Genomic DNA, 22,227 nt, shown 5'->3' with positions numbered 1-22,227 from the left:
TATGAACGGGGCACAGTGGGTGGTACATGCTTTGCGAGCGCAGGGGGTGAAAACCGTATTTGGTTATCCTGGCGGCGCAATTATGCCGGTTTACGACGCGTTGTATGACGGTGGTGTGGAGCATTTGTTGTGCCGACACGAGCAGGGTGCCGCAATGGCGGCAATCGGTTATGCCCGTTCTACCGGCAAAACCGGTGTTTGTATCGCCACTTCCGGCCCTGGCGCCACTAACCTGATCACTGGCCTGGCGGATGCGTTGTTAGATTCGGTCCCCGTCGTCGCGATCACGGGTCAGGTTTCCGCCCCGTTCATCGGCACTGATGCGTTCCAGGAGGTGGATGTGTTAGGCCTGTCGCTGGCCTGTACCAAACACAGCTTCCTGGTGCAGTCGCTGGCAGAGCTGCCTCGTATCATGGCAGAGGCTTTTGAAGTCGCCAACGCTGGCCGTCCTGGCCCGGTTCTGGTGGATATCCCGAAAGATATCCAGTTGGCCAGCGGTGAGCTGGAACCCTGGTTTACTACCGTTGCTAACGAAGCGACCTTCCCGCAGGCTGATGTTGAACAGGCGCGCCAGATGCTGGAACAGGCGAAAAAACCCATGCTGTACGTCGGCGGTGGTGTTGGTATGGCGCAGGCGGTTCCTGCGCTGCGTAAATTTATCGCGGTAACGCAAATGCCAGTTACCTGCACGCTGAAAGGGCTGGGGGCTGTTGAAGCTGATTATCCGTACTATCTGGGCATGCTGGGAATGCACGGTACTAAAGCGGCTAATTTCGCGGTGCAAGAGTGTGATTTACTGATCGCAGTGGGTGCACGTTTTGATGACCGGGTGACCGGTAAGCTGAATACGTTTGCGCCGAACGCCAGCGTAATCCATATGGATATCGACCCGGCGGAAATGAACAAACTGCGTCAGGCACACGTCGCGTTGCAGGGCGATTTAAATTCGCTGTTGCCGGCATTACAGCAACCGCTGAAGATCGACGCATGGCGTCAGTCCTGTGCAGAGCTGCGCGCAGAACACGCCTGGCGCTATGACCATCCTGGCGAGACTATCTATGCGCCGTTGTTGTTGAAGCAATTGTCGGAACGCAAACCCGCAGACAGCGTGGTGACGACGGATGTGGGGCAGCATCAGATGTGGTCAGCCCAGCATATGACTTACACCCGCCCGGAGAACTTCATCACTTCCAGCGGTCTGGGGACGATGGGATTCGGCTTACCGGCGGCCGTTGGCGCGCAGGTAGCGCGACCGAATGATACCGTTATCTGTATCTCCGGTGACGGCTCCTTCATGATGAATGTTCAGGAGTTGGGCACCGTAAAACGCAAGCAGTTACCGTTGAAGATAGTCTTACTCGACAACCAGCGGTTAGGGATGGTTCGACAATGGCAGCAACTGTTTTTCCAGGAGCGATATAGCGAAACCACCCTGACCGATAACCCCGATTTCCTCATGCTGGCCAGCGCCTTCGGCATTCCAGGCCAGCACATTACTCGTAAAGACCAGGTTGAAGCGGCACTTGACACTATGTTGGCAAGCGAAGGGCCGTACCTGCTTCACGTCTCAATCGACGAACTTGAAAATGTCTGGCCGTTGGTGCCGCCTGGCGCCAGTAACTCTGAAATGCTGGAGAAATTATCATGATGCAACATCAGGTCAATGTATCGGCACGCTTTAATCCAGAAACCTTAGAACGTGTTTTACGCGTGGTGCGCCATCGTGGTTTTCAGGTGTGCTCCATGAATATGGAAGCCGCGACCGATGCGCAGAATATAAATATTGAATTGACCGTTGCCAGTCCCCGGTCGGTCGACTTACTGTTTAGTCAGTTAAGTAAACTGGTAGATGTTGCGCATGTCGCAATCTGCCAGAGCGCTGCCACATCACAACAAATCCGCGCCTGAGCGCAAAAGGAAGAAAAATGACGACGAAAAAAGCTGATTACATTTGGTTCAATGGCGAGATGGTGCGCTGGGAAGACGCGAAGGTTCACGTAATGTCTCACGCGCTGCACTACGGTACGTCGGTATTTGAAGGGATTCGGTGCTACGACTCTCACAAAGGCCCAGTAGTGTTTCGTCATCGTGAACATATGCAGCGCCTGCGCGACTCAGCAAAAATTTATCGTTTTCCGGTTTCCCAGAGTATTGATGAGCTGATGGAAGCCTGCCGCGAAGTGATCCGCAAAAACAACCTGACCAGCGCCTATATCCGTCCGTTGGTATTTGTCGGCGATGTCGGTATGGGCGTTAACCCGCCCCCGGGATACACCACTGACGTCATCATCGCCGCGTTCCCGTGGGGGGCATACCTGGGCGCCGAAGCGCTGGATCAGGGGATCGATGCGATGGTTTCTTCCTGGAATCGCGCTGCGCCGAACACCATTCCAACCGCTGCGAAAGCGGGCGGTAACTACCTCTCCTCACTGCTGGTGGGTAGCGAAGCGCGCCGCCACGGCTATCAGGAAGGCATCGCCCTGGATGTAAACGGCTATATCTCCGAAGGCGCAGGCGAAAACCTGTTTGAGGTAAAAGATGGCGTGCTGTTTACTCCGCCGTTTACCTCTTCCGCGCTGCCAGGCATTACTCGCGATGCGATCATCAAACTGGCGAAAGAGCTGGGTATTGAAGTGCGTGAGCAGGTGCTGTCCCGTGAATCGCTGTATCTGGCCGACGAAGTGTTTATGTCCGGAACCGCGGCAGAAATTACTCCGGTACGCAGCGTTGATGGTATCCAGGTAGGTGAAGGCCGTTGCGGCCCTGTTACCAAGCGTATTCAACAAGCCTTCTTTGGTCTCTTCACTGGAGAAACCGAGGATAAATGGGGCTGGTTGGATCCGGTAAATTCATAATAAATAAAATTAATATTTTCCCAAAATAATTTGCGTCACAGGAAGGCGGCAACGCAGCGAATCCCCAGAAGCTTACTGTAGTAAGTGACTGGGGTGAGTGAGGCAGCCAACGCACCTGTGGCGTGAAGTATGAAGGGAAAAGATGGGGAGTAAATAAAGCATGCCTAAGTACCGTTCCGCCACCACCACCCATGGTCGTAATATGGCGGGTGCCCGCGCGCTGTGGCGCGCCACCGGAATGACCGACAGTGATTTTGGCAAACCGATTATCGCCGTGGTGAACTCATTCACTCAGTTTGTGCCGGGTCACGTTCATCTGCGCGATCTCGGTAAGCTGGTCGCCGAACAGATTGAAGCTTCCGGCGGTGTGGCGAAAGAGTTCAACACTATTGCCGTGGATGACGGGATCGCCATGGGGCACGGGGGTATGCTCTATTCACTGCCGTCGCGCGAGCTGATCGCCGACTCCGTGGAGTACATGGTGAACGCTCACTGCGCTGACGCGATGGTGTGTATCTCCAACTGTGACAAAATCACCCCAGGGATGCTCATGGCCTCGCTGCGCCTGAATATTCCGGTGATCTTTGTCTCCGGCGGACCGATGGAAGCCGGGAAAACCAAGCTTTCAGACAAAATTATCAAGCTGGATCTGGTTGATGCCATGATTCAGGGCGCGGACCCGAAAGTCTCTGACGATCAAAGTAACCAGGTGGAGCGTTCCGCCTGTCCAACCTGCGGCTCCTGCTCCGGCATGTTTACCGCTAATTCCATGAACTGCCTGACCGAAGCGCTGGGCCTGTCGCAGCCGGGCAACGGCTCACTGCTGGCAACCCACGCTGACCGGAAGCAGTTGTTCCTCAATGCCGGTAAGCGGATTGTTGAACTGACTAAACGCTATTACGAGCAGGATGACGAAAGTGCACTGCCGCGTAACATCGCCAGCAAAGCCGCGTTTGAAAACGCCATGACGCTGGATATTGCGATGGGCGGTTCGACCAATACCGTTCTGCATCTACTGGCGGCGGCGCAGGAAGCGGAAATCGACTTCACCATGAGTGATATCGACAAGCTGTCCCGCAAGGTGCCGCAGCTGTGTAAAGTGGCGCCAAGTACCCAGAAATACCATATGGAAGACGTTCACCGTGCCGGCGGTGTGCTGGGTATTTTAGGCGAGCTGGATCGCGCCGGGCTGCTGAACCGTAACGTGAAAAACGTATTAGGCCTGACGCTGCCGCAAACGCTGGAACAGTACGACATCACGGTTACGCAGGACGAAGCGGTTAAAAAAATGTTCCGTGCTGGCCCTGCCGGTATCCGTACTACCCAGGCGTTCTCGCAGGATTGTCGCTGGGATTCGCTGGATGACGACCGCGCAGCGGGTTGCATCCGCTCGCTGGAATATGCCTATAGCAAAGACGGCGGTCTGGCGGTGCTGTATGGCAACTTCGCCGAAAACGGCTGCATCGTTAAAACCGCGGGCGTCGATGACAGCATCCTTAAATTCACCGGCCCGGCGAAAGTGTATGAAAGCCAGGACGACGCGGTAGAGGCGATTCTCGGCGGCAAAGTAGTGGAAGGCGATGTAGTCGTGATCCGCTACGAAGGGCCGAAAGGCGGGCCGGGAATGCAGGAAATGCTCTATCCGACCAGTTTCCTGAAGTCGATGGGGCTGGGCAAAGTCTGCGCGCTCATCACCGATGGGCGTTTCTCCGGCGGTACTTCGGGTCTTTCCATCGGCCACGTCTCGCCGGAAGCGGCCAGCGGCGGCACTATTGCGCTGATTGAAGATGGCGACACCATTGCGATTGATATCCCGAACCGCAGCATTCAGTTGCAGTTGAACGAGGCTGAAATCGCCGCACGCCGCGAGGCGCAGGAGGCTCGTGGCGACAAAGCCTGGACGCCGAAAAATCGTCAGCGTCAGGTTTCGTTTGCCCTGCGTGCCTACGCCAGCCTGGCGACCAGCGCCGATAAAGGCGCGGTGCGCGATAAATCGAAACTGGGAGGTTGATGATGGCGGAATCTCAACCACTGTCAGTCGCGCCGGAAGGGGCGGAGTATCTGCGCGCGGTGCTACGCGCGCCAGTATACGAAGCGGCGCAGGTGACGCCGCTGCAAAAAATGGAAAAGCTCTCGTCACGTCTGGATAACGTTATTCTCGTCAAACGCGAAGACCGGCAGCCGGTACATAGCTTTAAGCTGCGCGGCGCTTACGCGATGATGGCCGGATTGACCGAAGAACAAAAAGCCCACGGCGTGATTACCGCGTCGGCGGGGAACCATGCACAGGGCGTGGCGTTCTCCTCCGCGCGGCTTGGCGTGAAGTCGCTGATCGTCATGCCAAAAGCAACGGCGGATATTAAAGTCGATGCGGTACGCGGTTTTGGCGGCGAAGTGCTGTTGCACGGCGCTAATTTTGATGAAGCGAAAGCGAAAGCTATTGAGCTGGCGCAGCAGCAGGGTTTTACCTGGGTGCCGCCGTTTGATCACCCAATGGTGATCGCCGGGCAGGGCACGCTGGCGCTGGAACTGCTTCAGCAGGATTCGCATCTCGATCGTGTCTTTGTGCCGGTTGGCGGCGGCGGCCTGGCGGCGGGCGTAGCGGTACTGATCAAACAATTGATGCCGCAAATCAAAGTGATTGCCGTCGAAGCGGAGGATTCCGCCTGCCTGAAAGCGGCGTTGGAAGCCGGTCATCCAGTGGATCTCCCGCGCGTTGGGTTATTTGCTGAAGGCGTGGCGGTAAAACGCATCGGCGACGAAACCTTCCGCCTGTGCCAGGAATATCTCGACGACATTATTACAGTCGATAGCGACGCTATCTGCGCGGCGATGAAAGATCTGTTTGAAGATGTGCGTGCGGTGGCGGAGCCGTCCGGCGCGCTGGCGCTGGCGGGGATGAAAAAATATATCGCCCAGCACAATATTCGCGGCGAACGCCTGGCGCACGTCCTTTCCGGCGCCAACGTCAACTTCCACGGCTTGCGCTATGTGTCTGAACGCTGCGAGCTGGGGGAACAGCGCGAAGCGTTACTGGCGGTGACCATTCCGGAAGAAAAGGGGAGCTTTCTCAAATTCTGCCAGTTGCTTGGCGGGCGTATGGTCACCGAATTTAACTACCGTTTTGCCGACGCGAAAAATGCCTGTATTTTTGTCGGCGTACGCGTCAGTCAGGGGCTAGAGGAGCGAAAAGAGATTATCACCCAACTGTGCGACGGCGGTTATAGCGTAGTGGATCTCTCCGACGATGAAATGGCGAAGCTGCATGTGCGCTATATGGTCGGTGGGCGTCCATCCCATCCGCTACAGGAACGCCTCTACAGCTTTGAATTTCCAGAGTCGCCCGGCGCGTTGCTCAAATTCCTGCATACGCTTGGCACGCACTGGAATATTTCGCTATTCCATTACCGCAGCCACGGTACCGATTATGGCCGCGTGCTGGCGGCGTTCGAGTTAGGCGATCATGAGCCGGATTTCGAAACCCGGCTGCATGAGCTGGGCTATGAATGCCATGATGAGAGCAATAACCCGGCGTTCCGGTTCTTTCTGGCGGGTTAATTCAGCGTTTAGTTTTTCAGGCCCACAAAGTAAAGTGGGCCTGATATCCAGATATGATCTTCCCTCAGTTATTGGGCTTTTCTGCCAGCCCGGAGCATCCACTCATTTAATTTTGCGAGACGTTTTCCAGAAGGCGCCCAATCTGCTTGTGGTGAAACTCGGCTCACCATATCGTTAGCACCGCTATCACTTGCATCTGCTAAAAACAATGTATAAAATTTTATACACAAGGATGTTATGTTACTCACCCGAGCTCTCTCCAATGAAAAAGAAATTCGATGGGTGGGATCTTCTCTGGAGGATCTCTTGGCTTTTCCCATAACGGTACGCAAAGCAGTCGGTTATCAGCTTCACAAAATTCAGTATGGAATTGAACCCGATGACTGGAAACTGTTTTCAGAAATTGGGGCTGGGGTAAATGAAATTCGGATTCGTGACAACAATGGTATCTATCGCGTTATGTATGTCGCTAAGTTTGAAGAAGCACTCTACGTTTTGCATAGTTTCCAAAAACAGACGCAACAAACCAGTCAGCACGATAAAAACATCGCCAGAACGCGTTATAACCGGGTGGTGCAACAACGGAGAAACAGCTTGTGATTGCCAAAACTGATAGTGATATTCGCCATGTGACGCCATCTGGCGGTAATGTTTTTGCTGATTTGGGGTTTGATAAGCAGGACGCAGAAAAGTTTTACGCTGATTCCCTGAGTGAAATCGAAAACACGTTAGCCATTAAAGAACAGCTCATGGAAGAAATTACCCTCTGGATTACGCGAAACCAGATGAAGCAAGCCGAGGTTGCTACAGTTTTGCATATATCCCGACCGCGCGTTTCGGATGTCGTCAACAAGAAATGCAGCAAATTCACCATTGATGCTCTGGTGAATATGCTTAGCCGTATTGGGAAGCCTGTTCGGGTAATGGTAGGGCCGTAAAACTAATTCGGTAAAATCTTCCAGAACGCATCAATTAGCGGCTCATGCAGCCGCTTTTTTTGCGCGCAGACGCCAAGCTCAAACGGCGTTTTTTCGTCGCTGCGCTCTAAAATCATTACGCGATTACGTACCGGCTCCGGGCTGTTTTCCAGCACCACTTCCGGCAGCAGCGCCACGCCGCAGCCCAGCGCCACCATTGAGACCATCGCTTCGTGACCGCCGACGGTGGCGTAAATCTGCGGATTGCTGATTTTATGCCGGCGGAACCATAGCTCAATGCGGCGGCGTACCGGCCCCTGATCGGCCATGATAAACGGCACCGTCGACCAGTCGGGCTTATCAACCGAAACCTGATTGCGCACCGGGCAGGGCAGCGCCGGTGCAATCAGCACCACTGCCAGATTCTCCAGCATCGAAAACGCCACCGCACCGGGCAGCGTTTCCGGCTTACCGGCAATCGCCAGATCGGCCTCGCCGGTGACCACTTTGTCCATGGCGTCGGCGGCGTCGCCGGTGGTGAGCTTAATTTCCACCGAGGGATGTTCGGCGCGGAAGCGGTCGAGGATTGGCGGCAGATGACTGTACGCCGCGGTCACCGAGCAGAAAATGTGCAGTTCACCAGAAAGTGATGGTCCTTGCTGATCGAGGGTGTGGCGCAGTTGCTGATACTGCAACAACGTTTGCTGGGCAAATACCCGCAGTTCTTCCCCTGCTTCGGTCAGTGTGACCGTGCGGTTATCACGCACAAACAGCGCCTGACCGAGGTCCTCTTCCAGCCGCTGAATTTGCCGGGAGAGCGTGGAGGGACTGACGTGCATCGCGCGCGCGCTGCGGCCAAAGTGGCGGCTTTCCGCCAGATGCAGGAAGGTTTTTAGATCGCGTAAATCCACAGACAGACCTCCGGTTTTTGACGTTGCATAAACCGCAACATAACGTTGTGAATATATCAATTTCCGCAATAAATTTCCTGTTGTAATGTGGGTTCATTCGCACAGATAGCAATCTGTAAACCGAACAATAAGCGCGACAACACAACATCACGGAGTACACCATCATGGCTAACTACTTTAATACACTGAATCTGCGCCAGCAGCTGGCGCAGCTGGGTAAATGTCGCTTTATGGGCCGCGACGAATTCGCCGATGGCGCGAGCTACCTGCAGGGTAAAAAAGTGGTCATCGTCGGCTGTGGCGCTCAGGGGCTGAACCAGGGCCTGAACATGCGTGACTCCGGTCTGGATATTTCCTACGCCCTGCGTAAAAAAGCCATTGCTGAGAAGCGTGCCTCCTGGCGTAAAGCGACCGAAAACGGCTTCAAAGTGGGTACCTACGAAGAGCTGATCCCACAGGCGGACCTGGTGGTTAACCTGACGCCAGACAAACAGCACTCCGACGTGGTGCGCTCCGTACAGCCGCTGATGAAAGACGGCGCGGCGCTGGGTTACTCCCACGGCTTCAACATCGTGGAAGTGGGCGAGCAGATCCGTAAAGACATCACCGTAGTGATGGTTGCGCCGAAGTGTCCGGGCACCGAAGTGCGCGAAGAGTACAAACGTGGTTTCGGCGTGCCGACGCTGATCGCCGTTCACCCGGAAAACGACCCGAAAGGCGAAGGCATGGCGATTGCTAAAGCCTGGGCGGCGGCCACCGGTGGTCACCGTGCGGGCGTACTGGAATCTTCTTTCGTTGCGGAAGTGAAATCTGACCTGATGGGCGAGCAGACTATTCTGTGCGGTATGCTGCAGGCCGGTTCTCTGCTGTGTTTCGACAAGCTGGTGGCAGAAGGCACCGACCCGGCTTATGCGGAAAAACTGATTCAGTTCGGCTGGGAAACCATCACCGAAGCGCTGAAGCAGGGCGGCATCACCCTGATGATGGACCGTCTGTCTAACCCGGCGAAACTGCGTGCTTACGCGCTGTCCGAACAGCTGAAAGAGATCATGGCGCCGCTGTTCCAGAAACACATGGATGACATCATCTCCGGCGAATTCTCTTCCGGCATGATGGCTGACTGGGCTAACGACGATAAGAAACTGCTGACCTGGCGTGAAGAGACCGGAAAAACCGCGTTCGAAACCGCACCGCAGTTTGAAGGTAAAATCGGCGAGCAGGAGTACTTCGATAAAGGCGTGCTGATGATTGCGATGGTGAAAGCTGGCGTTGAGCTGGCGTTCGAAACCATGGTCGATTCCGGCATCATCGAAGAATCCGCTTACTACGAATCACTGCACGAGCTGCCGCTGATCGCGAACACCATCGCCCGTAAGCGTCTGTACGAAATGAACGTAGTTATCTCCGATACCGCAGAATACGGTAACTACCTGTTCTCTTACGCTTGCGTACCGCTGCTGAAACCGTTTATGGCGGAATTGCAACCGGGCGATCTGGGTAGTGCTATCCCGGAAGGCGCGGTAGACAACGCACAGCTTCGCGACGTGAACGACGCGATTCGTAGTCATGCGATTGAGCAGGTAGGTAAGAAACTGCGCGGCTATATGACGGATATGAAGCGTATTGCGGTAGCGGGTTGATATACCTTGTCGGGTGGCGCTAGCGCTTACCCGACCGACAAAATCAATCAGACGATGTAGGCCGGGTAAGGCGTAGCCGCCACCCGGCTTTTTATTTGCGATACAATACTTTAATGATGTGGTAACCGAACTGGGTATGCAGCGGGCCGGTTGGCTCCAGTACCGGGCAGGAAAAGACTACTTTATCGAATGCCGGAACCATCTGGCCCTGACGAAATTCGCCTAAATGACCGCCTTTTTTACCGGATGGGCAGATAGAATGCTTCTTCGCCAGCTTCTCAAAATCGCCGCCGTTTTTAATTTGCTCCAGAAGATCTAAAGCCAGTTTCTCTTCTTTTACAAGGATATGCAGTGCTGCTGCCATTTTTGCCATTATTGTGTTCTCACGTCGCAAAGATTGGCCGTCACTTTATCACTCCTTAGGCCGTCAGACATATACTCTTCGCCATTACAGGACAGATGTCCCGCCTGATTTAATGAACCGGGAGATAAGCGGCATTTTTAGCGGGCGTATTTCGGATGTGCGGGACGGCGGTCCTGTCCTTTCTGACAAGGGGCGAGATACCATGAACATAATGAAAAACGCAGAATTTCCAGACGACTGGCTTTTAGGGCTACGCCAAGTCGTACGCGACCCAGTGCTCTATGAATTACTCAAATACTGCCCGTTGGAAATCATGCAGTGCTGGCGATTTGACGACATTTCCCGCGGCGCGCTTATCTGCCGCCAGGGGGAAATATGCCAGCAATTTTCACTCATCGTGGCCGGCGAAGTGGATGTTTTTTACGAAGCTGAAGATGGACGCCGTTACCGGCAGGCGCGTTATGGCAAAGGAGATATGCTGGGCGAGCTAGAGATATTTGAGTCGCGGCATTACATCTGTTCTGTCGTAGCCGTCGGCAATGTACAGCTACTCAGCCTGCCGCAAGCGCATTTTTGCCGCTGGCTGACGCTGGATAACCACTTTAACCAGCGAATGCTGCGGTTTTTCAGCCAACAGTATTACCAGTTGTCGAAAAAGGCCAGTAGCGACAATTTGTACTCGCTGCATCAGCGCGTATGCCAGGCATTATGGCTGCGTTATCAACAATATGAATCAACCACTATTTTGCTTGATAAGCAGAATCTTGGTCAGGAATTTGCGGCGACGACGCGCAGCATCAACCGGATACTGCACGATCTGAAATCGCTGAACATTATCGATACCGACGGTGAGCGGATCATTTTACTGGCTCCTGAAAAACTCAAACAGGAGGCGGAAATCTGAACCTCTCAGAACAATAAGGAGACGGGAGATGCAACCCCATATTCGGCTTAACACAAGCATGACCCGCGCGAAATATGCGCTTTTGCCCGGCGATCCCGGGCGGGTGGATAGAATCGCTCGTTTTCTTGATAAGGCTGAGATTCTGGGGCAAAACCGGGAGTTTCGCGCGGCGCGCGGTTGGTATCAGGGGGTTGAAATAGTCGTGCTCTCCACGGGAATCGGCGGACCGTCAACCGCTATCGCCATTGAGGAGTTACGCCAGGTTGGCGTCAACACGCTAATCCGTATCGGTAGTTGCGGCGCGTTGCAGGACTCGCTGGCGTTGGGCGATGTGATCATCGCCCACGGCGCGGTGGCTGACGACGGCGCCAGCAAAACCTATGCGCCCGCCAGTTATCCGGCCTGTGCGGACCCGTATCTTACCGCCACGCTGATACAGCAGGCGAAACAGATGAACATCTCTGCCGTTTGCGGGCTGGTGCGCAGCCATGACAGTTTTTATACCGATCGCGAAGCTGAACTGGATGCCGAATGGTCGGCCAGGGGCGTTCTCGGCGCGGATATGGAAACCGCCGCGCTGATGGTGGTGGGGGCGTTACGAGGGCTGCGTACCGCGTCGTTGCTAAACGTGGTCGTCGCGCATAGTGGCTGTCTGGAGAGCAGCATTAACCATTATGTTCAGCAGGAAACCTTGTGCCAGCAAGGTGAAGAGCGCCAGATTTCTCTGGCGCTTCAGGCCATTTATTTCGATAGTTTGCAAGGAGAGCAATGATGGACTTTTTCATCATTAACAATGTAATGGTCAACATTCCTCTCGGCGAGGGTGGGTATGCGCTGTCGTGGATTGAGGCTATCGGCACCGTCTTTGGTTTATTGTGCATCTGGTGCGCCAGCCGGGAAAAAATCGTTAATTACCTGTTTGGTTTGATTAACGTCACTCTGTTTGCCGCCATCTTTTTTCAGATTCAACTGTATGCCAGCTTGCTACTTCAGGTGTTTTTCTTTGCGGCGAATATTTACGGCTGGTACGCATGGAGCCGGCAGAATGACGCCCGGGAAGCCGCTCTGAAAGTACGCTGGCTTTCTCGTCAACAAACATGGAGGTTGGGGGGCGTATGTATTATCGCCATTCTGCTGATGACGTGGTTTATCGATCCGGTCTTTGCTATGTTGACCCGCGTTATGCTCGCTCTGCTGCAAACGATAGGTATGCAGGTGGCGATGCCTGAACTCCAGCCGGACGCGTTCCCGTTCTGGGATTCCACCATGCTGGTGTTGTCGATTGCGGCGATGGTGCTGATGACCCGCAAGTACGTGGAAAACTGGCTGCTGTGGGTGATTATTGATGTAATTAGCGTCGTGATCTATGCAGTACAGGGCGTTTATGCGATGTCGCTTGAGTATGTTCTGCTGACGGCGATCGCGCTAATGGGTTCTTTCAGTTGGATCAAGAGCGCACAGCGTAATGGCTATACGCCGCTTGCCGCCAGAGCCTGCTGATTGACCTTTTCCAGGCTGCTTGAAAAAGCAGCCTGGTCTTCTCTGGGCCTCGCTTTCTGCTACAATCCCTCCCCCGTTCGAAGATTGAGCACTATTCCCATGCGTTTAAATCCCGGCCAACAACACGCTGTCGAATTCGTCACCGGACCCTGCCTGGTGCTGGCAGGAGCGGGTTCTGGTAAAACTCGCGTAATTACCAATAAAATCGCCCACCTGATCCGCGGATGCGGCTATCAGGCCCGGCATATTGCGGCGGTGACGTTTACCAACAAGGCAGCGCGTGAGATGAAAGAACGCGTCGGGCAGACGCTCGGCCGTAAGGAAGCGCGCGGTTTGATGATCTCCACCTTTCATACGCTAGGGCTGGATATTATTAAGCGCGAGTACGCTGCGCTGGGGATGAAATCGAACTTTTCATTGTTTGACGATACCGACCAGGTCGCCTTGCTCAAAGAGCTGACCGAAGGCCTGATCGAAGACGACAAGGTTCTGTTGCAACAGCTGATCTCCACGATCTCCAACTGGAAAAACGATCTCAAAACGCCTGCGCAGGCAGCGGCGGGGGCGAAAGGTGAACGCGATCGTATTTTTGCCCACTGCTACGGGCTTTACGACGCCCATATGAAGGCATGTAACGTTCTCGATTTTGATGATTTGATTTTGCTGCCGACGCTGCTGCTGCAACGCAATGACGAGGTGCGCGAGCGCTGGCAGAATAAAATTCGTTATCTGTTGGTGGATGAATATCAGGATACTAACACCAGCCAGTATGAGTTGGTTAAGCTGCTGGTCGGGCAACGCGCGCGCTTTACGGTCGTAGGCGATGACGATCAGTCTATCTACTCCTGGCGCGGGGCGCGTCCGCAAAACCTGGTGTTACTGAGCCAGGACTTTCCGGCGCTGCAGGTGATTAAGCTGGAGCAAAACTATCGTTCTTCGGGCCGCATCCTGAAAGCGGCGAATATTCTCATCGCCAACAATCCGCACGTCTTTGAAAAGCGCCTCTTTTCCGAACTCGGTTACGGCGCGGAACTCAAAGTGTTAAGCGCAAACAATGAAGAGCATGAAGCTGAGCGCGTTACCGGCGAACTGATTGCCCATCACTTTGTGAACAAGACCCAGTACAAGGATTACGCCATTCTGTATCGCGGGAATCATCAGTCGCGGGTATTTGAAAAATTCCTCATGCAGAACCGCATTCCGTACAAAATTTCCGGCGGCACCTCATTCTTCTCCCGTCCGGAGATTAAAGACCTGCTGGCCTACCTGCGGGTGTTGACCAACCCGGATGATGACAGCGCTTTCCTGCGCATCGTGAATACGCCAAAACGCGAAATCGGTCCGGCCACGCTGCAAAAGCTGGGTGAATGGGCAATGACGCGTAATAAGAGCCTGTTTACCGCCAGCTTTGATATGGGACTTAGCCAAAAGCTGACCGGACGTGGTTACGATTCATTGACGCGTTTTACCCACTGGTTGGGGGAAATCCAGCGTCTGGCCGAACGCGAGCCTGTCGCCGCCGTGCGCGATCTCATCCACGGTATTGACTATGAATCCTGGTTGTACGAAACCTCGCCGAGCCCCAAAGCGGCGGAAATGCGTATGAAAAACGTTAACCAGCTCTTTAGCTGGATGACTGAGATGCTGGAAGGTAACGAACTCGATGAGCCGATGACGCTCACCCAGGTGGTTACACGCTTTACGCTGCGCGATATGATGGAGCGCGGCGAGAGCGAAGAAGAGCTGGATCAGGTACAGTTGATGACGCTTCATGCATCGAAAGGACTGGAATTCCCGTATGTCTATATGGTGGGAATGGAAGAAGGATTTTTGCCGCATCAAAGCAGCATTGACGAAGATAATATTGAGGAAGAGCGTCGGCTGGCCTATGTCGGGATCACTCGTGCGCAGAAAGAGCTCACCTTTACATTATGTAAAGAGCGCCGTCAGTATGGGGAGCTGGTGCGCCCGGAACCCAGTCGCTTCTTGTTAGAACTGCCGCAGGATGATTTAATCTGGGAGCAGGAGCGCAAAGTGGTAAGCGCTGAGGAGCGAATGCAAAAAGGGCAAAGTCACCTGGCTAATCTGAAAGCCATGATGGCGGCAAAGCGAGCGAAATCGTAGGCCGGATAAGCGAAGCGTCATCCGGCAATCAGACGATGGTTAGCGAACGTCCAGCGGCCAGTGTACATAGCTTTGCCACTGGCTTTCCTGATCAATCAACTCTTTACCCAGCGGGTGATGTGCCAGCCAGTCGCCAGGTAAGGTTAACGTCAGATTTTCATTTAGCGCCTGTAGCGTAATTTCTGGTACCAGATCGTCACGACGGCGACCGGCAAAAAGAATCGCCAGGCGCAGCAAACGGCATAGCTGTTCCGCAACACGGGGCGGTACCGCGTTTTGCTGATGAAGCGAAGAGAGATCGACCGGATTGGTCTGGTTCAGTAAGAGGGTGGCGAGCAATTTTTTCTGCGCGGGCGTATAGCCAGGCAGATCCAAATGGCGTACTAAATAGGCGGCATGATAGGGCGCCTGTTTAAAATCAACGCTCAGACCGATCTCATGCAACTGGCAAGCGCTAAGCAACAGTTCACGACTGATAGGCTCAATATGCCAGGCATTTTCTACCTGTTTGAGGAAGTTATCTGCCAGCTTCGCCACGCGATTCGCCTGATCGGTATCGACGATAAACCGACGCTGAATGTTTCGCAGCGTGCGGCTGCGGATATCCTGATCTACCGCCAGATGCAACATCCCATACACCAGCCCTTCGCGTAACGCGCCGCCTGCCAGCGTCATGCTCTGGATGTTCAGCTCGGTAAATATCGCGATCAGAATAGCCAGCCCGCTTGGGAAAACCAGCGCGCGCTCCAGCGTCAGGCCTTCGATTTCCAGCTCTTCCAGACGCCCGCACTGTATCGCGCGTTGTTTTAGCTGCTGCAGTTTGGCGAGCGTAATGCGCTCGTCCATCCCCTGCGCCATCATGATTTCCTGCAATGCCTGTACGGTGCCGGAGGCACCCACGCAGACCTTCCAGCCATGAAAACGCAGTTCATCGGCGACCGGACGCAGTACATCGCGCGCGGCTTTCTCCGCATCATCAAAGTTTTCTTGCGCCAGATTACGATCGCTAAAATAGCGTTCAAGCCACGTTACGCAGCCCATGGACAGGCTAAATAGCGACGTGGTTTGCGCGCCTGTGCCGGTAACCAGTTCAGTGCTGGCGCCGCCGATATCCACCACCAGTCGCTGATCTGCGCCGCCGGTGGTATGAGCGACCCCCTGATAAATCAGCCGCGCCTCTTCTTCGCCGCTGATAACCTGCACCGGACAACCAAGGATAGTCTGCGCTTTCGCGATAAATTCACCCGCATTGACGGCGAGACGCAATGTTGCGGTGGCAACCACGCGGATTTGCGGCTGCGGGATATCCTGCAAACGTTCAGCAAACAGACGCAGGCATTGCCAGCCGCGTTCCATCGCTTCGGCTGAAAGGTGGTTGTCGTGGTTCAGACCCGCGGCCAGACGCACCTTGCGTTTTATTCGGGTCAGCGTCTGGATGCTTCCCGCCGCCTCGCGCACGACCAGCATATGAAAACTATTGGAACCGAGATCAATGGCGGCATACAACGAGGTGGAATTCATACACTTCATCCTTCAACCTGTATCCGTGTTGGCTGTGTACTCTTCCTAAGCTCATCGGGATTTGTTTTCTTGCCGCCTTGATACAGGCTAAATGATTTTGTGTATGGCATAACTTTTCTTAACCTGAACGACGACGATTACGCGGAGCGCCAGCGCGGCGCGGACCATTGCCAGGACGCGAACGCGTCAGGCGCAACGGCTTGGGCAGATCGTTCATGAGCGCTTCCGGATTGTATTTGCTGACCGGAATCGAGTGGCCGATATAGCTCTCAATAGCGGGCAGATTCAGCGCATACTCTTCGCAAGCCAGGCTGATGGAATGTCCGCTGGCGCCAGCGCGACCGGTACGACCGATACGGTGAACATAGTCTTCACAATCGTCTGGCAGATCGTAGTTAAAGACGTGCGTTACGGCGGGGATATGCAACCCGCGCGCCGCGACATCGGTCGCCACAAGAATATCCAGATCGCCGCGGGTGAACTCATCCAGAATCCGCAGGCGCTTTTTCTGCGCGACATCGCCGGTCAGCAGACCAACACGATGGCCATCTGCCGCCAGGTGTCCCCAGATATCTTCGCAACGATGCTTGGTGTTGGCGAAAATAATGGCGCGATCCGGCCACTCTTCTTCGATCAGCGTTTGCAGTAAACGCATTTTCTCTTCATTAGAGGGGTAGAAAAGCTCTTCTTTAATGCGGTGGCCGGTCTTTTGCTCCGGTTCCACTTCAACATATTCGGCGTTGTTCATCTGTTCAAACGCCAGCTCGCGAACCCGATAAGACAGGGTGGCGGAAAACAACATGTTCAGACGCTGCGCAGCCGGCGGCATACGACGGAACAGCCAGCGGATATCTTTAATAAAGCCCAAATCGTACATGCGATCGGCTTCATCGAGTACGACGACCTGAATGGCGCCGAGGTTAATGTGGTTTTGTTTGGCGTAGTCGATCAGTCGGCCCGTCGTACCAATAAGAATATCAACGCCGCTTTCCAGCACTTTAAGCTGCTTGTCGTAACCATCGCCGCCGTAAGCCAGGCCTAATTTTAAGCCTGTCGCTTGCGCCAACGGCTCCGCGTCTGCGTGAATTTGTACGGCTAATTCACGCGTCGGCGCCATGATCAGCGCGCGCGGCTGGTTCACCTTGCGATCGTCGATCGCGGGATGAGAAAGTAAATAATGAAACGTTGACGTCAGAAACGCCATCGTTTTCCCGGTACCGGTTTGCGCCTGCCCTGCAACGTCACGACCCGCCAGCGTTAGCGGAAGGGCCAGTGCCTGAATGGGCGTACAATTATAAAACCCTTTTTTTTCAAGGGCTTCAACCACCTGTGGGTGCAGGGCGAAGTCGGAAAACTTCTGTTCTGTTAAATGTGTTTTGCTCATAGTGTGGTAGAATATCAGCTTACTATTGCTTTACGAAAGCGTATCCGGTGAAATAAAGTCAACCTTTGTTGGCGAAGTTAACATCAGCACCTCGTTGGTTAATGCTACACCAACACGCCAGGCTTATTCCTGTGGAGTTATATATGAGCGATAAAATTATTCACCTGACTGACGACAGTTTTGACACGGATGTACTCAAAGCGGACGGGGCTATCCTCGTTGATTTCTGGGCAGAGTGGTGCGGGCCGTGTAAAATGATCGCTCCGATTCTGGATGAAATCGCTGACGAATATCAGGGCAAATTGACCGTTGCCAAACTGAACATTGACCAGAACCCAGGTACTGCGCCTAAATATGGCATCCGCGGTATTCCGACTCTGCTGCTGTTTAAAAACGGCGAAGTGGCGGCAACCAAAGTAGGCGCACTGTCTAAAGGTCAGTTGAAAGAGTTTCTCGACGCCAATCTGGCGTAATACCTTTTATACGTCGAATGACAAAGGCGCTGTATGGTCAGGCGTCTGTCATTCGACGAATGATTAAGGTATCAGGCAGTTTCGTGGCGTCTGTTGTCCTTACGTTATTCTTAAATTGTCAGGATCTCTGGACGCCCGGTCTGAGTCGTGCTAAGTTAGTATTGACTTCGAATTAAACATACCTTATTAAGTTTGAATCTGGTTTTATCCGTCACTTCCCGTTTTTTCTCGCACGAGAAGTGGAAAGATTCCTGGCTCTTCGCTCATTCCGTCTTGTCGTTTCAGTTCTGCGTACTTTCCTGTGACCAGACAGCGAACAGACATGAGTTGATAGCCGTAAACAGGCATGGATGACCCTGCCATACCATTCACAACATTAAGTTCGAGATTTACCCCAAGTTTAAGAACTCACACCATTATGAATCTTACCGAATTAAAGAATACGCCGGTTTCTGAGCTGATCACTCTCGGCGAAAGTATGGGGCTGGAAAACCTGGCCCGTATGCGCAAGCAGGACATTATTTTTGCCATCCTGAAGCAGCACGCAAAGAGTGGCGAAGATATCTTTGGCGACGGTGTGCTGGAGATATTGCAGGATGGATTTGGTTTCCTCCGTTCTGCAGACAGCTCCTACCTCGCCGGTCCTGATGATATCTACGTTTCCCCCAGCCAAATCCGCCGTTTCAACCTCCGCACTGGTGATACCATTTCTGGTAAGATTCGCCCGCCGAAAGAAGGTGAACGCTATTTTGCGCTGTTGAAAGTTAACGAAGTTAACTACGACAAACCGGAAAACGCCCGTAACAAAATCCTCTTTGAGAACTTAACCCCGTTGCACGCAAACTCTCGTCTGCGTATGGAGCGTGGTAACGGTTCTACCGAAGACTTAACGGCGCGCGTTCTGGATCTGGCTTCGCCGATCGGTCGCGGCCAGCGCGGTCTGATTGTCGCGCCGCCGAAGGCGGGTAAAACCATGCTGCTGCAGAACATCGCGCAGAGCATCGCGTATAACCACCCGGACTGCGTGCTGATGGTGCTGCTGATTGACGAACGTCCGGAAGAAGTGACCGAGATGCAGCGTCTGGTGAAAGGCGAAGTGGTTGCGTCTACCTTTGACGAACCGGCATCCCGCCACGTTCAGGTTGCCGAAATGGTTATCGAGAAGGCGAAACGTCTGGTTGAACACAAGAAAGACGTCATCATCCTGCTCGACTCCATCACCCGTCTGGCGCGTGCCTACAACACCGTGGTGCCGGCTTCCGGTAAAGTACTGACCGGTGGTGTGGATGCTAACGCCCTGCATCGTCCGAAGCGTTTCTTCGGCGCGGCGCGTAACGTGGAAGAGGGCGGTAGCCTGACTATCATCGCGACGGCGCTAATCGATACCGGTTCCAAGATGGACGAAGTTATCTACGAAGAGTTTAAAGGCACCGGTAACATGGAGCTGCATCTCTCGCGTAAGATCGCTGAAAAACGTGTCTTCCCGGCTATCGACTACAACCGTTCCGGTACCCGTAAAGAAGAGCTGCTCACCACTCAGGAAGAGCTGCAGAAAATGTGGATCCTGCGTAAAATCATCCATCCGATGGGTGAAATTGACGCGATGGAATTCCTCATTAACAAACTGGCGATGACCAAAACTAATGACGACTTTTTCGAGATGATGAAGCGCTCATAACCTGGTCTTTACCTGAAAACGCCACGTTTTTACGTGGCGTTTTTGTTTTGCGATTCATCTTAGCGTCATGTCATATAAACTGGTCATCGGGATATGCGCTACAGAGTAACACCATGCACAATACACATTGTTTGCGGTAAAAAGTGTAATGTTCTAACAGGTCTCTTCTAGGAGCTGGCGTAACGCATTATACTTTAAGGAAATGATATATGCTGAGAGCACATACACTGTGAAGTTACTCACCGCTTTATCTGAGCTAATCAGTATTTTTTTATTCACGACCATTTTTATTTTTCTTGCGCGAAAAGTAGCCATAAAAATTGGTTTAGTGGATAAACCAAACTTTCGTAAACGACATCAGGGTGTTATCCCATTAGTCGGCGGGATTTCTGTGTTTGCAGGAATCTGCTTTATGTTTGGCCTCTCGGATTACTACATACCGCACTTATCGCTATATCTTATTTGCGCTGGTGTATTGGTTTTTGTTGGTGCGATGGATGACCGTTTTGATATCAGTGTAAAAATTCGTGCTGTGGTTCAGGCTGTTATTGCGGTTGTAATGATGGTTATCGCAAAACTTCACTTAGGTAGCCTTGGTTACATCTTTGGGCCTTGGGAGTTAGTGCTTGGCCCCTTTGGCTATTTCCTTACCCTGTTTGCGGTATGGGCGGCGATCAACGCTTTCAATATGGTGGACGGTATTGACGGCCTGCTGGGTGGGTTATCCAGCGTCTCATTTGCGGCGATGGGGCTGATTTTATGGTTTGATGGTCAGACTAGTCTGGCAATGTGGTGCTTTGCCATGATCGCCGCGATTCTGCCTTACATTATGCTTAATCTCGGTATTTTGGGGCGGCGTTATAAAGTCTTTATGGGCGATGCCGGTAGTACACTGATTGGCTTTACCGTCATCTGGCTTTTACTGGAAACGACGCAGGGGAAAACTCACTCTATCAGCCCGGTTACCGCGCTATGGATTATCGCTATTCCATTGATGGATATGGTGGCGATTATGTATCGCCGTCTGCGTAAAGGGATGAGCCCCTTTTCCCCTGATCGCCAACATATTCATCATTTGGTTATGCGAGCAGGGTTTACTTCCCGCCAGGCATTTGTTCTTATTACGCTCGCAGCGGCGATTCTGGCGGGAGTAGGCGTAACGGCAGAATACTCTCATTTTGTTCCTGAATGGGTTATGTTGGTGCTCTTTTTGCTAGCATTCTTCCTCTATGGCTACTGCATTAAGCGGGCCTGGAAGGTGGCGAGATTTATTAAGCGTGTGAAGCGTCGCCTGCGCAGGCAACGTGAGAACCGGCCAAACTTAACCAAGTAAATGAGGATACGATGACACAACCATTACCGGGGGCACGCGCGGTGAGCGCTGAAAATGAACTGGATATTCGCGGGTTGTTTCGTACTTTATGGGCTGGCAAATACTGGATTATCGGCATTGGCCTGCTATTTGCCCTTATCGCGTTAGCCTATACCTTTTTTGCTCGTCAGGAGTGGAGTGCGACGGCGATCACCGATCGCCCAACCGTAAATATGTTGGGCGGTTATTACTCCCAGCAGCAGTTTCTGCGCAACCTGGATATTAAGACCGATCCCTCTTCTTCCGATAAGCCCTCGGTGATGGATGAAGCGTATAAAGAGTTCATCATGCAACTTGCCTCCTGGGATACGCGTCGCGATTTCTGGTTACAGACGGACTATTACAAGCAGCGAATGGTCGGGAATAGCAAAGCTGATGCGGCGATGCTTGATGAACTGATCAATAACATACAGTTTACGCCCGGCGATTTTACACGCGCCATCAACGACAATGTGAAGCTGATTGCTGAAACTGCGCCGGACGCCAATAATTTGCTGCGTCAGTATGTTGCATTCGCCAGCCAGCGGGCGGCGAGCCATCTGAATGATGAATTAAAAGGTGCCTGGGCTGCGCGTACCGTGCAGATGAAAGCCCAGGTCAAACGGCAGGAAGAGGTTGCGAAAGCGATCTATTCGCGTCGTGTAAACAGTATTGAGCAGGCGCTCAAAATTGCAGAACAACATAATATTTCTCGTAGCGCGACGGATGTCCCGGCAGATGAATTACCGGACTCAGAGCTTTTTTTACTCGGTCGCCCTATGTTGCAGGCGCGTCTTGAAAATCTGCAAGCGGTTGGCCCTGCGTTCGATTTGGACTACTTTCAAAATCGGGCAATGTTGAATACGCTTAATGTGGGGCCGATCCTGGACCCTCGTTTTCAGACCTATCGTTATTTGCGTACGCCGGAAGAACCGGTAAAACGTGATAGCCCACGCCGAGCCTTCCTGATGATTATGTGGGGTATCGTTGGGGCGCTAATCGGTGCGGGCGTTGCCTTAACCCGTCGCCGCACGATTTAGCAACACC

At 53.3% G+C, this 22,227-nt stretch carries 21 protein-coding genes; 17 read left to right on the top strand and 4 right to left on the bottom strand.

Annotation, left to right across the window (positions count from 1 at the left end; genetic code table 11):
• Position 1: 1 nt before the first annotated feature.
• From ilvG to EOS98_RS22810, 7 genes are all read left to right on the top strand, one after another.
• A complete protein-coding gene (gene ilvG, locus EOS98_RS22840; protein WP_001012554.1) occupies positions 2-1,648 on the top strand; it encodes an acetolactate synthase 2 catalytic subunit in 1,647 nt (548 codons plus the stop codon).
• Positions 1,645-1,908 (top strand): acetolactate synthase 2 small subunit, encoded by a 264-nt coding sequence (ilvM, locus tag EOS98_RS22835; RefSeq protein WP_000983260.1) that lies wholly within the window; start codon positions 1,645-1,647, stop codon positions 1,906-1,908. Before ilvG ends, ilvM begins: the two co-directional genes overlap by 4 nt.
• A gap of 17 nt (positions 1,909-1,925) precedes the next feature.
• Positions 1,926-2,855: a branched-chain-amino-acid transaminase gene (gene ilvE, locus EOS98_RS22830; RefSeq protein ID WP_000208532.1), complete on the top strand. Its 930-nt coding sequence runs from the start codon at positions 1,926-1,928 to the stop codon at positions 2,853-2,855.
• Between the two features lie 160 nt (positions 2,856-3,015).
• On the top strand, positions 3,016-4,866 hold the full coding sequence (gene ilvD, locus EOS98_RS22825) for a dihydroxy-acid dehydratase (RefSeq protein ID WP_126524413.1): 1,851 nt from the start codon (positions 3,016-3,018) through the stop codon (positions 4,864-4,866).
• Between the two features lie 2 nt (positions 4,867-4,868).
• Positions 4,869-6,413, top strand: coding sequence for a threonine ammonia-lyase, biosynthetic (gene ilvA / locus EOS98_RS22820; protein WP_033903558.1), 1,545 nt, complete (start codon positions 4,869-4,871; stop codon positions 6,411-6,413).
• 282 nt (positions 6,414-6,695) lie between these two features.
• Complete coding sequence (locus tag EOS98_RS22815) at positions 6,696-7,013, top strand: type II toxin-antitoxin system RelE/ParE family toxin (RefSeq protein ID WP_164550776.1); 318 nt, start codon at positions 6,696-6,698, stop codon at positions 7,011-7,013.
• On the top strand, positions 7,010-7,351 hold the full coding sequence (locus tag EOS98_RS22810; RefSeq protein ID WP_000560822.1) for a helix-turn-helix domain-containing protein: 342 nt from the start codon (positions 7,010-7,012) through the stop codon (positions 7,349-7,351). The genes EOS98_RS22815 and EOS98_RS22810 overlap by 4 nt, the downstream gene beginning before the upstream one ends.
• A 2-nt stretch (positions 7,352-7,353) precedes the next feature.
• Here EOS98_RS22810 and ilvY read toward each other — a convergent pair whose 3' ends face one another.
• Positions 7,354-8,241, bottom strand: a complete 888-nt coding sequence (gene ilvY / locus EOS98_RS22805; protein WP_126524411.1) for an HTH-type transcriptional activator IlvY — start codon at positions 8,239-8,241, stop codon at positions 7,354-7,356.
• A 164-nt stretch (positions 8,242-8,405) separates the two neighbouring features.
• On the opposite strand from ilvY, the gene ilvC reads away from it, so the two are divergent.
• On the top strand, positions 8,406-9,881 hold the full coding sequence (ilvC, locus tag EOS98_RS22800; protein WP_126524410.1) for a ketol-acid reductoisomerase: 1,476 nt from the start codon (positions 8,406-8,408) through the stop codon (positions 9,879-9,881).
• A 91-nt stretch (positions 9,882-9,972) separates the two neighbouring features.
• Here the strand turns inward: ilvC and ppiC are convergent, their stop codons facing one another.
• Positions 9,973-10,254 carry a peptidylprolyl isomerase PpiC gene (gene ppiC, locus EOS98_RS22795; RefSeq protein WP_001096806.1) on the bottom strand — a complete coding sequence of 94 codons (282 nt, stop codon included), beginning with the start codon at positions 10,252-10,254 and terminating at the stop codon, positions 9,973-9,975.
• 193 nt (positions 10,255-10,447) lie between these two features.
• On the opposite strand from ppiC, the gene EOS98_RS22790 reads away from it, so the two are divergent.
• The 4 genes from EOS98_RS22790 to rep all read left to right on the top strand — a co-directional run bounded on the left by EOS98_RS22790 (position 10,448) and on the right by rep (position 14,773).
• Positions 10,448-11,149 (top strand): Crp/Fnr family transcriptional regulator, encoded by a 702-nt coding sequence (locus EOS98_RS22790; protein WP_001024340.1) that lies wholly within the window; start codon positions 10,448-10,450, stop codon positions 11,147-11,149.
• A gap of 28 nt (positions 11,150-11,177) precedes the next feature.
• Positions 11,178-11,921 (top strand): nucleoside phosphorylase, encoded by a 744-nt coding sequence (locus EOS98_RS22785; RefSeq protein ID WP_001182428.1) that lies wholly within the window; start codon positions 11,178-11,180, stop codon positions 11,919-11,921.
• On the top strand, positions 11,921-12,649 hold the full coding sequence (gene pnuC / locus EOS98_RS22780) for a nicotinamide riboside transporter PnuC (RefSeq protein WP_126524444.1): 729 nt from the start codon (positions 11,921-11,923) through the stop codon (positions 12,647-12,649). Before EOS98_RS22785 ends, pnuC begins: the two co-directional genes overlap by 1 nt.
• A 99-nt stretch (positions 12,650-12,748) precedes the next feature.
• The gene (gene rep / locus EOS98_RS22775) at positions 12,749-14,773 is read left to right on the top strand and encodes a DNA helicase Rep (RefSeq protein WP_001238842.1); all 2,025 of its coding nucleotides are present in this window, start codon (positions 12,749-12,751) and stop codon (positions 14,771-14,773) included.
• A 39-nt stretch (positions 14,774-14,812) separates the two neighbouring features.
• On the opposite strand, the gene gppA is transcribed toward rep, so the two are convergent.
• Together gppA and rhlB are read right to left on the bottom strand one after the other, a co-directional pair.
• Complete coding sequence (gene gppA / locus EOS98_RS22770) at positions 14,813-16,294, bottom strand: guanosine-5'-triphosphate,3'-diphosphate diphosphatase (protein WP_061380021.1); 1,482 nt, start codon at positions 16,292-16,294, stop codon at positions 14,813-14,815.
• 118 nt (positions 16,295-16,412) lie between these two features.
• On the bottom strand, positions 16,413-17,678 hold the full coding sequence (rhlB, locus tag EOS98_RS22765) for an ATP-dependent RNA helicase RhlB (protein WP_000047525.1): 1,266 nt from the start codon (positions 17,676-17,678) through the stop codon (positions 16,413-16,415).
• Between the two features lie 143 nt (positions 17,679-17,821).
• Between rhlB and trxA the strand changes: the two genes are divergently transcribed.
• The 5 genes from trxA to wzzE all read left to right on the top strand — a co-directional run bounded on the left by trxA (position 17,822) and on the right by wzzE (position 22,220).
• The gene (trxA, locus tag EOS98_RS22760) at positions 17,822-18,151 is read left to right on the top strand and encodes a thioredoxin TrxA (RefSeq protein WP_001280776.1); all 330 of its coding nucleotides are present in this window, start codon (positions 17,822-17,824) and stop codon (positions 18,149-18,151) included.
• A 247-nt stretch (positions 18,152-18,398) separates the two neighbouring features.
• The gene (locus EOS98_RS24975) at positions 18,399-18,482 is read left to right on the top strand and encodes a rho operon leader peptide (protein WP_134820045.1); all 84 of its coding nucleotides are present in this window, start codon (positions 18,399-18,401) and stop codon (positions 18,480-18,482) included.
• An 87-nt stretch (positions 18,483-18,569) separates the two neighbouring features.
• A complete protein-coding gene (gene rho, locus EOS98_RS22750) occupies positions 18,570-19,829 on the top strand; it encodes a transcription termination factor Rho (protein WP_001054532.1) in 1,260 nt (419 codons plus the stop codon).
• Positions 19,830-20,058: 229 nt separating this feature from the next.
• A complete protein-coding gene (gene wecA, locus EOS98_RS22745) occupies positions 20,059-21,162 on the top strand; it encodes a UDP-N-acetylglucosamine--undecaprenyl-phosphate N-acetylglucosaminephosphotransferase (protein ID WP_000771937.1) in 1,104 nt (367 codons plus the stop codon).
• Positions 21,163-21,173: 11 nt separating this feature from the next.
• Positions 21,174-22,220 (top strand): ECA polysaccharide chain length modulation protein, encoded by a 1,047-nt coding sequence (gene wzzE, locus EOS98_RS22740; protein ID WP_127821211.1) that lies wholly within the window; start codon positions 21,174-21,176, stop codon positions 22,218-22,220.
• Positions 22,221-22,227: the final 7 nt, after the last annotated feature.

Source organism: Salmonella sp. SSDFZ69, from assembly GCF_004010755.1.
GTDB lineage: Bacteria > Pseudomonadota > Gammaproteobacteria > Enterobacterales > Enterobacteriaceae > Salmonella > Salmonella enterica.
This window is presented reverse-complemented; position numbering and strand designations above follow the sequence as displayed.

Bases quoted from the DNA above. Each gene is read 5' to 3' on its own strand.
- ilvG (WP_001012554.1), top strand. From the start codon at position 2: ATGAACGGGGCACAGTGGGTGGTACATGCTTTGCGAGCGCAGGGGGTG.
- ilvM (WP_000983260.1), top strand. From the start codon at position 1,645: ATGATGCAACATCAGGTCAATGTATCGGCACGCTTTAATCCAGAAACC.
- ilvE (WP_000208532.1), top strand. From the start codon at position 1,926: ATGACGACGAAAAAAGCTGATTACATTTGGTTCAATGGCGAGATGGTG.
- ilvD (WP_126524413.1), top strand. From the start codon at position 3,016: ATGCCTAAGTACCGTTCCGCCACCACCACCCATGGTCGTAATATGGCG.
- ilvA (WP_033903558.1), top strand. From the start codon at position 4,869: ATGGCGGAATCTCAACCACTGTCAGTCGCGCCGGAAGGGGCGGAGTAT.
- ilvC (WP_126524410.1), top strand. From the start codon at position 8,406: ATGGCTAACTACTTTAATACACTGAATCTGCGCCAGCAGCTGGCGCAG.
- ppiC (WP_001096806.1), bottom strand. From the start codon at position 10,254: ATGGCAAAAATGGCAGCAGCACTGCATATCCTTGTAAAAGAAGAGAAA.
- EOS98_RS22790 (WP_001024340.1), top strand. From the start codon at position 10,448: ATGAACATAATGAAAAACGCAGAATTTCCAGACGACTGGCTTTTAGGG.
- EOS98_RS22785 (WP_001182428.1), top strand. From the start codon at position 11,178: ATGCAACCCCATATTCGGCTTAACACAAGCATGACCCGCGCGAAATAT.
- pnuC (WP_126524444.1), top strand. From the start codon at position 11,921: ATGGACTTTTTCATCATTAACAATGTAATGGTCAACATTCCTCTCGGC.
- rep (WP_001238842.1), top strand. From the start codon at position 12,749: ATGCGTTTAAATCCCGGCCAACAACACGCTGTCGAATTCGTCACCGGA.
- gppA (WP_061380021.1), bottom strand. From the start codon at position 16,294: ATGAATTCCACCTCGTTGTATGCCGCCATTGATCTCGGTTCCAATAGT.
- rhlB (WP_000047525.1), bottom strand. From the start codon at position 17,678: ATGAGCAAAACACATTTAACAGAACAGAAGTTTTCCGACTTCGCCCTG.
- trxA (WP_001280776.1), top strand. From the start codon at position 17,822: ATGAGCGATAAAATTATTCACCTGACTGACGACAGTTTTGACACGGAT.
- rho (WP_001054532.1), top strand. From the start codon at position 18,570: ATGAATCTTACCGAATTAAAGAATACGCCGGTTTCTGAGCTGATCACT.
- wzzE (WP_127821211.1), top strand. From the start codon at position 21,174: ATGACACAACCATTACCGGGGGCACGCGCGGTGAGCGCTGAAAATGAA.